12 protein-coding genes are annotated in these 12,465 nt (G+C 66.4%); 8 read left to right on the forward strand and 4 right to left on the reverse strand.

From position 1 onward, the window contains the following. Positions 1-154: 154 nt before the first annotated feature. On the reverse strand, positions 155-2,152 hold the full coding sequence (locus E4L98_RS04935) for a DNA topoisomerase IV subunit B (protein WP_135200460.1): 1,998 nt from the start codon (positions 2,150-2,152) through the stop codon (positions 155-157). A gap of 212 nt (positions 2,153-2,364) precedes the next feature. On the opposite strand from E4L98_RS04935, the gene E4L98_RS04940 reads away from it, so the two are divergent. Genes E4L98_RS04940 through E4L98_RS04950 form a run of 3 tightly spaced genes read left to right on the forward strand, consistent with a single transcriptional unit; the run spans position 2,365 to position 4,050 of the window. Continuing rightward, positions 2,365-2,688: a hypothetical protein gene (locus tag E4L98_RS04940; RefSeq protein ID WP_135200461.1), complete on the forward strand. Its 324-nt coding sequence runs from the start codon at positions 2,365-2,367 to the stop codon at positions 2,686-2,688. After that, positions 2,685-3,263, forward strand: a complete 579-nt coding sequence (locus E4L98_RS04945; RefSeq protein WP_167761279.1) for a nucleotide-binding protein — start codon at positions 2,685-2,687, stop codon at positions 3,261-3,263. The genes E4L98_RS04940 and E4L98_RS04945 overlap by 4 nt, the downstream gene beginning before the upstream one ends. Before the next feature lie 13 nt (positions 3,264-3,276). After that, positions 3,277-4,050, forward strand: coding sequence for a TorF family putative porin (locus E4L98_RS04950; protein ID WP_135200463.1), 774 nt, complete (start codon positions 3,277-3,279; stop codon positions 4,048-4,050). On the opposite strand, the gene E4L98_RS04955 is transcribed toward E4L98_RS04950, so the two are convergent. From E4L98_RS04955 to dapA, 3 genes are all read right to left on the reverse strand, one after another. Beyond that, entirely contained in the window at positions 4,047-4,463 is a 417-nt protein-coding gene (locus E4L98_RS04955) for a hypothetical protein (protein WP_135200464.1), read from the reverse strand. The genes E4L98_RS04950 and E4L98_RS04955 overlap by 4 nt on opposite strands. Before the next feature lie 194 nt (positions 4,464-4,657). After that, the gene (locus E4L98_RS04960; protein WP_135200465.1) at positions 4,658-5,272 is read right to left on the reverse strand and encodes a hypothetical protein; all 615 of its coding nucleotides are present in this window, start codon (positions 5,270-5,272) and stop codon (positions 4,658-4,660) included. Further along, positions 5,269-6,237, reverse strand: a complete 969-nt coding sequence (gene dapA, locus E4L98_RS04965) for a 4-hydroxy-tetrahydrodipicolinate synthase (protein ID WP_135200466.1) — start codon at positions 6,235-6,237, stop codon at positions 5,269-5,271. The genes E4L98_RS04960 and dapA overlap by 4 nt, the downstream gene beginning before the upstream one ends. A 282-nt stretch (positions 6,238-6,519) precedes the next feature. Here dapA and kdpF point away from each other — a divergent pair, with 282 nt between their 5' ends. The 5 genes from kdpF to E4L98_RS04990 all read left to right on the forward strand — a co-directional run. Then, entirely contained in the window at positions 6,520-6,609 is a 90-nt protein-coding gene (gene kdpF / locus E4L98_RS04970) for a K(+)-transporting ATPase subunit F (protein WP_135200467.1), read from the forward strand. A 1-nt stretch (position 6,610) separates the two neighbouring features. Continuing rightward, positions 6,611-8,428 carry a potassium-transporting ATPase subunit KdpA gene (gene kdpA / locus E4L98_RS04975; protein ID WP_135200468.1) on the forward strand — a complete coding sequence of 606 codons (1,818 nt, stop codon included), beginning with the start codon at positions 6,611-6,613 and terminating at the stop codon, positions 8,426-8,428. A gap of 33 nt (positions 8,429-8,461) precedes the next feature. Then, positions 8,462-10,591 carry a potassium-transporting ATPase subunit KdpB gene (gene kdpB, locus E4L98_RS04980; protein ID WP_135200470.1) on the forward strand — a complete coding sequence of 710 codons (2,130 nt, stop codon included), beginning with the start codon at positions 8,462-8,464 and terminating at the stop codon, positions 10,589-10,591. A 10-nt stretch (positions 10,592-10,601) separates the two neighbouring features. Further along, positions 10,602-11,189: a potassium-transporting ATPase subunit KdpC gene (gene kdpC / locus E4L98_RS04985; protein WP_135200469.1), complete on the forward strand. Its 588-nt coding sequence runs from the start codon at positions 10,602-10,604 to the stop codon at positions 11,187-11,189. Between the two features lie 15 nt (positions 11,190-11,204). Then, positions 11,205-12,465 (forward strand): KdpD family sensor histidine kinase (locus tag E4L98_RS04990; protein ID WP_503826137.1); only part of this gene is annotated, 1,261 nt, incomplete at its 3' end.

The following is a 12,465-nucleotide window of genomic DNA, read 5'->3' on the forward strand; positions in this document are numbered from 1 at the left end:
GCCTGGGCGTCGGGGAATACCGGTTCGGCGGCGGCGCCAGGCACGGCGCCGGCCGGGGCGACGGTGGCTTCCGCCACCGGCTCGGTCTTGCCGGCCGCCGCGTCGTCCGGCGCCGGATCGTCAAAGAGATTTGCTTGATTCATGTTCGTATTCATTAGATATCCGCTTCCGCTTCGTTGCCGTGTTCCTCGATCCAGGCGCGGCGTGCGGCCGCTTCGCCTTTACCCATCAGCATATTGAAGCGCGCGGCCGATTCGTGCTGGCCGTAGCTGCCCAGCGACACCGGCAGCAGGCGGCGGGTGTCCGGGTTCATGGTGGTTTCCCACAGCTGCTCGGCGTTCATCTCGCCCAGACCCTTGAAGCGGGAGATCGACCAGGCGCCTTCCTTCAGGCCGTCCTTGCGCAGCTTGTCCTCGATGGCGGTCAGTTCGCCGTCGTCCAGCGCGTACAGCTTCTGGATCGGTTTCTTGCCGCGCGCCGGCGCGTCCACGCGGTACAGCGGCGGACGGGCGATGCAGATATTGCCGTTGGCGATCAGCGCCGGGAAGTGACGGAAGAACAGCGTCAGCAACAGCACCTGGATGTGCGAGCCGTCGACGTCCGCATCGGAGAGGATGCAGATTTTGCCGTAGCGCAGGCCCGACAGGTCGGGCGCGTCGCTCACGCCATGCGGATCGACGCCGATCGCCACGGCGATGTCGTGGATCTCGTTGTTGGCGAACAGGCGGTCCTTGTCGGTCTCCCAGGAGTTCAGCACCTTGCCGCGCAGCGGCAGGATGGCCTGGAATTCCTTGTCGCGGCCCATCTTGGCCGAGCCGCCCGCCGAGTCGCCCTCGACCAGGAACAGTTCGGTGCGATCGGCGTCGTTCGATTCGCAGTCGGTCAGCTTGCCCGGCAGGACCGCCACGCCCGACGACTTCTTCTTCTCGACCTTCTGCGCCGAGCGCAGACGCGATTGCGCCTGCTTGATCACCAGTTCGGCCAGTTTCTTGCCGTAGTCGACGTGGTGGTTGAGCCACAGTTCCAGCGCCGGCTTGGAGAAGCTGGACACCAGCCGCACCGCGTCGCGCGAGTTGAGGCGCTCCTTGATCTGGCCCTGGAACTGCGGGTCCAGCACTTTCGCCGACAGCACGAAGGAGACGCGCGCGAACACGTCTTCCGGCAGCAGCTTGACGCCCTTCGGCAGCAGCGAGTGCATCTCGACGAAGTTCTTGACCGCGGCGTACAGGCCGTCGCGCAGGCCGGATTCGTGGGTGCCGCCGTTCGGGGTGGGGATCAGGTTGACGTAGGATTCGCGCACGATGGCGCCTTCCTCGGTCCAGGCCACCACCCACGAGGCGCCTTCGCCCTCGGCGAAGCCCTCGGCGTCCGGGCCGGCGAACTGCTCGCCTTCGAACAGCGGGATCAGGGTTTCGCCGTTGGTGGCTTGCGCCAGCGCTTCGGTCAGGTAGCCGCGCAGGCCGTCGTTGTACTGCCAGGTCTGCGACTCGCCGGTCTTGCCGTTGGCCAGCGTGACCGACACGCCCGGCAGCAGCACCGCCTTGGAGCGCAGCAGGCGTTGCAGCTCGACCGGCGAGATGGCGGAGGAGTCGAAGTATTTGGCGTCGGGCCAGACGGTGACGCGGGTGCCGGACTTCTTGGCGTCGCGCGGCGCCACCACGGAGGTCAGCGGCTCGACCACGTCGCCGTTTTCGAAGGCCAGGTGGTGCAGGCCGGTGCCGTTCGGCTCCTTGCGCCAGACGGTGATCTCCAGGCGCTTGGCCAGCGCGTTGGTGACCGACACGCCGACGCCGTGCAGGCCGCCCGAGAAGGCGTAGGCGCCGCCCTTGCCCTTGTCGAACTTGCCGCCCGCGTGCAGCCGGGTGAAGACGATTTCCACGGTGGGCACGCCTTCCTCGGGGTGCAGGCCGACCGGGATGCCGCGGCCGTCATCCTCGACGGTGACGCTGCCGTCGGCGTTCTGCGTGACGATGATGTTCTTGCAATTGCCCCCCAGCGCTTCGTCGGCGGCGTTGTCGATCACTTCCTGGATGATGTGCAGCGGGTTCTCGGTGCGGGTGTACATCCCCGGGCGTTGCTTGACGGGTTCCAGGCCCTTGAGGACGCGGATGGATGATTCGCTGTAGTCTGAAACGGGTTTTTTAGTGGCCATACGGGAGCAGCTTGTTATCTTGATACTGGGTTTATGTACAGTTTATAGATTGTTTGCGTATTCTATCCTCAACTGCGGCAGATGGCGGCAAAAATTGCGCACCGCGCAATTTATACACGATGTTTACAACGCCGGCCCGCCTTTTTAGACCGTTTTTACGGCCGCCTCGCTAAGCTGTTTTGCATCGCAACGATCAAAACGGGAGGTCAGCCATGCATGCCTTTTTCCACACCAAAGCCGCACAACGCCGTTCCGACTGGGCCGCCGAGGCCCGCGCGCGGGCGCCGCGCCCGTGTCTGATGCAGCTGACGGTGGAGACCGAGGCGCTGACGTCCCTGCGCGCGCTGGTGGCGCGCACCTGCGGCGACGCGCTGGAATTCATGCGTGTCGAGGTGTGCGACCACGGCGCGCGGGTCAAGGTCTGGCTGTGCCTGTCGCGTGGCCTGGCCAGCCAGGTGATGGTGGCGGTGATGCGTTCCCTGCCGGGGGCGGAATTCGGCCGCATGACGCCGCTGGCGCAGCGGAGCCCGTCGTGATCATCGCCGTCGCCAACCAGAGCGGCAGCGCCGGGCGCGCGATCGTCGCCAACAACCTTGCCCTGCTGCGGGCGCGGGCGGGCCGGCGCGTGATGCTGGTCGATACCGATCCGAAGGCGCCGTCCCGCGGCTGGTGCAGCGAGATGGCGGCGGCCGGCGTGCAGCCGCGCATCGCCGCGCGGGTGATCACGGGCCGCGAGCTGGTGCCGGAGCTGGAGCTGCTGCGGACCCGCTACAACGACATCGTGATCGACACCGAGGGCCGCGACACGACCGAAAGCCGCGCCGCCCTGATCGCCGCGCGGCTGGTGGTGGTGCCGGTGACGCCGCGGCAGGTGGATCTGGCCAGCCAGTACAAATTGATCGCCCGACTGAATTCGGCGCGCATGTTCAATCCGGGCTTGCGCGTGCTGTTCGTACTGGTCGGCGGGCCGGCGGAACCCACGGACGAGGAACGCGCCGCGGTGCGCGCCTATGTCGCGCGGGTGATGTCGGCCACGCTGGCCAGCACCGTCATTCACGGCCAGGCGCCCGCCGACATGGACGCCTTGTACCGTGAAGTTTTTAACCACTGATAGGAAGTGAAACATGAAGAATTACGTACTCGCCGCAGCCGCCGTCGCTGTCACCGCTGCCTTTGCGGCCAACTGCGCCTACGCCGAGGAAACCGCCGCGCCGGCCGCCAAGCCGGATAATGAAGTCAGCTTCAACGTGGCGGTGGTCAGCGATTACCGCTATCGCGGCATTTCGCAGACGCGCCTGAAACCGGCGCTGCAGGGCGGCGCCGATTATGTCAACAATCCGACCGGCCTGTATCTCGGCACCTGGCTGTCCACCATCAAGTGGACCAAGGATGCGGGCGGCGACGGCAGCGTCGAATGGGACATCTACGGCGGCAAGCGCGGGCAGATTACCGACGACGTGTCGTACGACGTGGGCGTGCTGACCTATGTGTATGCGTCGAACGGGCTGGATCATGTGGCCGGCTTTGTCGATGCCAACACCACCGAGGTGTACGGCCAGCTCGGTTATGGCCCGGCCTACGTCAAGTATTCGCACGCGGTGACCAACCTGTTCGGCTTCGTCGACAGCAAGAACAGCGGCTACGTGGACATCGGCGCCAATATCGATGTGGGCGAGGGCTATACCGTCAACCTGCACGCCGGCCATCAGGAAGTAAAGCACAACGATGCGGCTTCCTACACCGACTGGAAAGTGGGCGTCACCAAGGACTTCGGCGTGGTCACCGGCGCGCTGGCCGTCATCGGCACCAACGCCAGCAAGACCGCCTACGCCTCGCCGGCCAACGGCAAATTCCTCGGCAAGACCGCCCTGCAGCTGAGCATCGGCAAGGTGTTTTAATACCGGTGGGAGTCGCGCAGATTCGCCGCGCGCTCCCAGTCCTCTCCCGGCAAACGCAGCCAGATGACGCGCCAGGCGTTGCGCACGACACGATCGGCGTTGGCGAACTGGGAAGGGGAGAGAGCTTGTCCATTGCACAGAATCCGATTACCTTCCACAGTGGCGTAGCGGGCGATTCCCTTGATGGTGGCGCGCAGCTCTGTGCCTTCGGGCAGAAAGATCTGCTTCCACTGATAGCCGGTTTTTGCGCGCGGCGGATGGTCGATGGCGGGATGGTCGTGCGCAAGCCAGTCCCGGACGGCGTCGCACAGCGCGCGGTAGCTCTTGTCTCCAAAGCAGCCTTCGCCGGTGGCGTCGCATAGTTTGATGAGCAGGTCGCAGCTCAGGTGACACACTATAGGGCGGTCATACATTTTTTGCTCCCCCCAGTCTAGAAATTCTAGTTGAGTCTAGATCGGGCTATCTCGGTCTAGCCCGGTCTATAGCCGTTGTTTGAGGGAAGCGAAAAAGTCTAGAATGGTCTATTAACTTCCGTGCGTCCTCAATTTATAGACCATTCCAGACCGCGAAGGTTCAAACTAGACGCATCTAGACCGAAGCAGCCTTTCTAGATCGCCTGGCGCGGAAAAAGGGCACCCATGTACACCTCTTCGCTGCGGTTGCGGAAGATTTCGCGGTAGAGGTGGCGCACTTCGGGGGCGCAGAGTTTGCGGTCTTCCTTGTAGGCGCTCAGTTCCAGTTCGCTGTGGCGCGAGTGGTAGGTGTCTGCGGCGTCGTCCAGCACCAGGGTGTCGGCCAGGCGGGCGTGCGGCAGCTGGGCGGTGAAGACCAGCACGCAGCCGGCCTGATGCGGCGTCAGCGGCTTGCGGCCGTGGGCGACGGCGACCAGCACGCGCGCGGCGGGATTGGCGCGCTGCGCCATCTGCAGGCGCGAGAGCAGGGCGGCGCAGCCGTCGCGTTCCAGCGCTTCGGGACGCAGCAGGGCCAGGATCACGCCGGCGCGCGCCAGCGCCGCATCGGCCTTGGCGTTGGCGGCGACGTGGGCGGCGCTCAGGTAGGAAGCGTCGATCACCAGGTCGTCGTAGAGCCGGGCGTCGTAGGCGCCGGGATTGGGCGAGACCAGCAGCACGCGCTTGCCGGCCGCGACGCGCAGCATGGCCAGATCCTCGGCCAGATCGGCGACGGCGCTGTCGCCATCGGTGCCTGTCAGCGCGAGGTTCATGATGTCGCCACCGAGTGGGCCAGCGAATAGCGCGCGCCGCGGGACACGTCGGCGACTGGCTGGCCGCCCGCCGACGCGGGGCGATAGCGCGGTATGCTGTCCAGCGCTTCCAGCGCGGCGGCCAGTTTCTGCTTGCAGGCCATGGTGGCCGGCACCATGGGCAGGCGCAGTTCGTCGCGCAGCAGGCCTTGCATGGCCAGCGCCGCTTTCAGCGGGGCCGGATTCGGCTCGGAGAACAGCAAGCGCATCATCGGCAGCAGTTTTTCGAACAGGGCCAGGGCATCCAGCAGTCGTTGCTGGCGAACCAGATCGTACAACTGTACATACAGGTCGACGCGGATGTGGGCCGATGCGGAAATGGCGCCATGGCCGCCGCCGCACAAGGCCGCGAACAGCAGCACGTCGTCGCCGCACAGCACCGACAGCGGCGTGTGCTGCACCAGGTCGGTCATCTGCCGCAGGTTGCCGCCGGCCTCCTTGATGGCGGCAAACTGCGGCCGTTCGGCCAGCCGGCGCGCGGTCGCCAGTTCCAGATTGACGCCGGTGCGCGCCGGCACGTTGTACAGCACGATGGGCCGCGCGGTCGCATCGGCGATGGTTTCGAAATGGCGCAGCAGGCCTTCCTGCGAGGGACGCACATAGGCCGGCGTCGATACCAGGTAACCCGCCAGGTCTTCGTCGTCGAATTCCAGCACCCGGCTGGCGGCGGCAAAGGTGTCGCTGCCGCCTATGCCCATCAGTACCGGACAGCGCCGGCGCGTCACTTCCAGAACGGCGGCCAGGCAGGCGCTTTGTTCGGCCAGGTCCAGCTGCGGCGCCTCGCCGGTGGTGCCGCACACCACCAGCCCGTGGGCGCCGTCGTCGGTCAACCGGTCGGCCAGATGCTGTAAGCGCGATAAATCGATCTCGCCGTGATGCATGGGCGTGACCAGCGGCACCCAGATGCCCTGTAGGGAGGTATCCATGATTTCCATCGGTAGTTGCGATGGAATCAGGTTAGCGGCGCAGCGGTAAAAATGTTCTAAATAGTCGCCCGCGCGGCGTAAAGAAAACGTAAATTTTTACGCTTTGTTTACACCCCGTCTCCAAGTCTTTACAAAACTTTTAGACCCTTTTGGCTAACCTTCACGCTATCAAAACGAGACCTGTGAGGGTGTGATGGACTTAGTCTTTATCGGAGCAACGCTGCTCTTTTATATCGTGACCGTGGCCATGGCCGCCGGCTGCGACAAGCTGGGAGGCCGGCAATGAACACGTTCTACGTCATCGGCGCGATCGCGTCCGCCGGCCTGCTGGTGTATCTGATCGTCGCCCTGCTGAAAGCGGAGGATCTGTAACATGAGCATCCAATCGATACTGCTGCTGGTGGTGTTCCTGGCGGTGCTGCTGGCACTGGCCTGGCCGCTGGGCATACTGCTGACCCGCGTCGGCGACGGCGGCGCCGTGCCCGGCATGGGCTGGATGCGCGGCCTGGAACACGCCATCTACCGTCTGGCCGGCATCCGCGGCAAGGACGGCAAGGTGGAGGGCCAGAACTGGAAATCCTACGCGGTCTCGCTGCTGTTGTTCAGCGTGATCGGCGCGCTGGTCACCTATGCGCTGCAGCGCGTGCAGGCCTGGCTGCCGCTGAACCCGCAGGCGATGGCCAACGTCAGCCCCGACTCGGCCTTCGACACCGCCGTCAGTTTCGTCGCCAACACCAACTGGCAGGGCTACAGCGGCGAGCAGACCATGAGCTACCTCACCCAGATGCTGGTGCTGGCCGGTCAGAACTTCTTCTCGGCCGCCACCGGCATCGCCGTCGCCTATGCGCTGATCCGCGGCTTTGCCTCGCGCTCGGCCCAATCGATCGGCAACTTCTGGGTCGACCTGACCCGCTCGACCCTGTACGTGCTGCTGCCGCTGTCGCTGATCCTGTCCATCGTGCTGATGGCCCAGGGCGTGATCCAGAACTTCGCCCCCTACAAGGAAGTGCAGCTGCTCGACCCGGTCACCTACACCCAGCCGAAAGTCGGCGCCGACGGCCAGCCGCTGAAGGACGCCAAGGGCGAGCCGGTCACCGAAACCCTGACCGCCACCACCCAGACCATCGCCATGGGCCCGGTCGCCTCGCAGGAAGCGATCAAGATGCTGGGCACCAATGGCGGCGGCTTCTTCAACGCCAACTCGGCGCACCCGTATGAGAATCCTACCGCGCTGAGCAACTTCCTGCAGATGTTGGCCATCTTCCTGATTCCGGCCGCGCTGTGCTTCGCCTTCGGCCGCATGGTTGGCGACCAGCGCCAGGGCTGGGCGGTGCTGGGCGCGATGACCGTGCTGTTCGTGATCTGCACCTGCGTGGTGATGGGCGCCGAGCAGGGCGCGCACCCGACGCTGCAGGCCATGAACGTGGACCAGAGCACCAGCAGTCTGCAATCCGGCGGATACATGGAAGGCAAGGAAACCCGCTTCGGCATCAGCGCCTCGACCCTGTTCGCGGCCGTGACCACCGCCGCCTCCTGCGGCGCCGTCAACGCCATGCACGATTCGTTCACGCCGATCGGCGGCATGATCCCGATGCTGCTGATCCAGTTCGGCGAAGTGATCTTCGGCGGCGTCGGCACCGGCCTGTACGGCATGCTGGTGTTCGCCATCATGGCGGTGTTCATCGCCGGCCTGATGATCGGCCGCACGCCCGAATACCTGGGCAAGAAGATCCAGTCGTATGAAATGAAAATGACCTCGATCGCGATCCTGGTGACGCCGACCCTGGTGCTGGCCGGTACCGCCATCGCCGTGATGTGCGACGCCGGCAAGGCCGGTATCGCCAATCCGGGCGCGCACGGCTTCTCCGAAATCCTGTACGCCTTCAGCTCGGCCGCCAACAACAACGGCTCGGCGTTTGCCGGACTGTCGGCCAACACGCCGTTCTACAACACCATGCTGGCGATCGCCATGTGGTTCGGCCGCTTCGCCATGATCGTGCCGATCCTGGCCATCGCCGGCTCGCTGGCCGGCAAGCAGCGCCTGGACGCCAACGCCGGCACCATGCCGACCCACGGCGGTATGTTCATCGGCCTGCTGTGCGGCGTGGTGGTGCTGGTCGGCGTGCTGAATTACGTGCCCGCGCTGGCGCTCGGCCCCGTGGTGGAACACCTGCAGCTGTTCGCAAAATAAGGAGTGACCATGTCACAAGCTACCCAAAAAGAGATGACTTTGTTTACCAATCCACCGGTGAAAAAGCTGCGCATGTTCGACTCGGAGCTGGTGGTTCCGGCCATCGTCGATTCCTTCCGCAAGCTGCATCCGCGCACCCAGTTGCGCAGCCCGGTGATGTTCGTGGTCTATGTCGGCAGCATCATCACCACCCTGCTGGCGGCGCAGGCGCTGAGCGGCCAGGGCGAGGCGCCGGCCGGCTTCATCATCGCCGCCAGCGTCTGGCTGTGGTTCACGGTGCTGTTCGCGAACTTCGCGGAAGCGCTGGCCGAGGGCCGCAGCAAGGCGCAGGCGGCCTCGCTGCGCAGCCTGAAACAGACCGTCACCGCCAAGAAGCTGGCCACGCCCAAGCACGGCACCACCTGGCTGCCGCAGCCGGCGCTGGACCTGCGCAAGGGCCATTACATCCTGGTCGAAGCGGGCGACGTGATCCCGATCGACGGCGAGGTGATCGAAGGCGTGGCCTCGGTCGACGAAAGCGCGATCACCGGCGAATCGGCGCCGGTGATCCGCGAATCGGGCGGCGACTTTTCGTCGGTGACCGGCGGCACCCGCGTGCTGTCGGACTGGCTGGTGGTGAAGGTCACCGCCAATCCGGGCGAGACCTTCCTCGACCGCATGATCTCGATGGTGGAGGGCGCCAAGCGCCAGAAGACCCCCAACGAGATCGCCCTGACCATCCTGCTGGTGGCGCTGACCATCGTGTTCCTGGTGGTGACCGTGACGCTGCTGCCGTTCTCGCTGTTCTCGGTGGCCGCCGCCGGTACGGGCACGCCGGTCACCATCACGGTGCTGATCGCGCTGCTGGTGTGCCTGATCCCGACCACCATCGGCGGCCTGCTGTCGGCCATCGGCGTGGCCGGCATGAGCCGCATGATGCAGGCCAACGTGATCGCCACCTCGGGCCGCGCGGTGGAGGCGGCCGGCGACGTCGACGTGCTGCTGCTGGATAAAACCGGCACCATCACCCTGGGCAACCGCCAGGCCTCGGCCTTCGTGCCGGCGCCCGGCGTCAGCGAACAGCAGCTGGCCGACGTGGCGCAACTGGCCTCGCTGGCCGACGACACGCCGGAAGGCCGCAGCATCGTGGTGCTGGCCAAGCAGAAGTTCAACATCCGCGAACGCGAGATGGCCGCGCTGAACGCCAGCTTCGTGCCGTTCTCGGCGCAGACCCGCATGAGCGGCGTGGATATTCCCGCCGACGGCGCCGGCGGGGAGGGCGGCGTCGCCACCGCGGTGCAGGTGCGGGCGATCCGCAAGGGCGCGGCCGACACCGTGCGCAAGTACGTCGAGTCGCTGGGCCAGCCCTATCCCGAGGCGGTGGCGCGCGCCGTCGACGACATCTCGCGCCGCGGCAGCACGCCGCTGGTGGTGGTGGACGGCCGCCGCGTGATGGGCGTGGTCGAGCTGAAGGACATCGTCAAGGGCGGCATCAAGGAGCGCTTCGCCGAACTGCGCCGCATGGGCATCAAGACCGTGATGATCACCGGCGACAACAAGCTGACCGCCGCCGCCATCGCCGCCGAGGCCGGCGTGGACGACTTCCTGGCCGAAGCCACGCCGGAAGACAAGCTGAAACTGATCCGCCAGTACCAGTCGCAGGGCCGGCTGGTGGCGATGACCGGCGACGGCACCAACGACGCGCCGGCGCTGGCCCAGGCCGACGTTGCGGTGGCGATGAACTCGGGCACCCAGGCGGCCAAGGAGGCCGGCAATATGGTGGACCTGGATTCCAATCCGACCAAGCTGCTGGAGATCGTCGAAATCGGCAAGCAGATGCTGATGACGCGCGGCTCGCTGACCACCTTCTCGATCTCCAACGACATCGCCAAGTATTTCGCCATCATCCCCGCAGCCTTCGTCGGCACCTTCCCGCAGCTGAAGGCGCTGGACATCATGCACCTGGCCAGCCCGGCCTCGGCGATCATGTCGGCGGTGATCTTCAATGCGCTGATCATCGTGGTGCTGATCCCGCTGGCGCTGAAGGGTGTGCAGTACCGCGCCATCGGCGCCGTGGCCCTGTTGCGCCGCAACCTGCTGGTGTACGGCGTGGGCGGCATCATTCTGCCGTTCATCGGCATCAAGGCCATCGACATGGTGCTGGCCGCACTGAACCTCGTTTAAGGAGCCCGACATGGCATCGCATATTCGTCCCGCCGTCACCATCTTCGCCGCGCTGACCCTGGTCTGCGGCGTGCTCTATCCGCTGGCCGTGACTGGCATCGGCAAGGCGGCGTTCGCCGACCAGGCCGACGGCAGCATCGTCGAAGTCAACGGCAAGGCGGTCGGCTCGACGCTGATCGGCCAGGCTTTCAGCTCGCCGCAGTACTTCTGGAGCCGTCCCTCGGCCACCGCGCCGATGCCGAACAACGCCAGCGGCTCGGGCGGCGCCAACCAGGGACCGACCAATCCGGCGCTGCTGGACGCCGTCAAGGACCGCATCGAGGCGCTGAAGGCGGCCGACCCGGCCAACCACGCGCCGATTCCGGTCGACCTGGTGACCGCCTCGGCCAGCGGCCTGGATCCGGAGATCAGCATCGCCGCCGCCCGCTACCAGGCCGCGCGCATCGCCGGCGCGCGCCGGATCGGCACCGAACAGGTGCTGGCGCTGATCGAACAGCACCAGCTGAAGCAGTACTTCGGCTTCTTCGGCGAACCGCGCGTCAACGTGCTGGAGCTGAACCTGGCGCTGGACCGCGCCAAACCGGTCGCCAAGGGGTAAAATCCGCGCATGGCCATGTTCCCCAATGAGAGTCTGCGACCCGATCCCGATGCGCTGCTGGCGCAGGTGCAGGCACAGGAGCGCAAGGCCGCGCGCGGCAAGCTGCGCATCTACTTCGGCGCCTCGGCCGGCGTGGGCAAGACCTACGCCATGCTGGCGGCGGCGCGCAAGCTGCAGGGCGACGGCCAGCCGCTGCTGGTCGGCGTGGTCGAAACCCACGGCCGCGCCGAGACGGCCGCCATGCTGGCCGGGCTGGACCTGCTGCCGCCCAGGCTGGTCGAGTATCGCGGCAAGCGCATCCCCGAGTTCGACCTGGACGGCGCGCTGGCGCGCCAGCCGCCGCTGATCCTGATGGACGAGCTGGCGCACTCCAACGCGCCCGGCTCGCGCCATCCGAAGCGCTGGCAGGATGTCGAGGAACTGCTGGATGCCGGCATCGACGTGCTGACCACCGTCAACGTGCAGCATCTGGAAAGCCTGAACGACGTGGTGGGCGGCATCACCGGCATCCGCGTCGGCGAGACGGTGCCGGACACGGTGTTCGACCAGGCCGACGAGGTGGTGCTGGTCGACATACCGGCCGACGAGCTGCTGGCGCGCCTGAAGGGCGGCAAGGTGTACCAGGCGCCGCAGGCCGAGCGCGCGTCGCGCAACTTCTTCCGCAAGGGGAACCTGATCGCGCTGCGCGAACTGGCACTGCGCCGCACGGCCGACCGCATCGAGGACGACGTGCGCGCCTACCGCGTCGAAAAATCCATCGCCGACATCTGGAAGACCGGCGCCGCGCTGCTGGCCTGCGTCGGCCCGCGCGCCGATGGCGAACACACGGTGCGCAGCACGGCGCGCCTGGCCAGCCAGCTGGGCACCGGCTGGCATGCGATCTACATCGAGACACCGGCGCTGCAACGGCTGCCGGCCGGCCAGCGCGAGCAGATCCTGAAAACCCTGAAGCTGGCCGAAGACCTGGGCGCCACCACGGCGGTGCTGTCCGGCCACGACATCGCGCTGGCGGCGCTGGACTATGCGCGCAGCCACAACCTGTCCAAGCTGGTGCTGGGCCGCGCCCACCGCACCTGGCCGTGGCGCGCGCCGCACATCAAGCGGCTGGCGCACCACGCGCCCGATCTCGACCTGATCGAGATCGGCGTGCCGCGCAACGAGTCGGCCGCCGGCAGCGCCGCCACCTCGTGGGCCGGGGATGGCGGATGGGGCGGCGCCGATGCGTGGCGGCCCACCACGGAGCTGGCGTCGGCTGGTGCCGGCGGCGAAGCGGGAC

The organism is Duganella callida (genome assembly GCF_004614165.1).
GTDB classification, from domain to species: domain Bacteria; phylum Pseudomonadota; class Gammaproteobacteria; order Burkholderiales; family Burkholderiaceae_D; genus Rugamonas; species Rugamonas callida.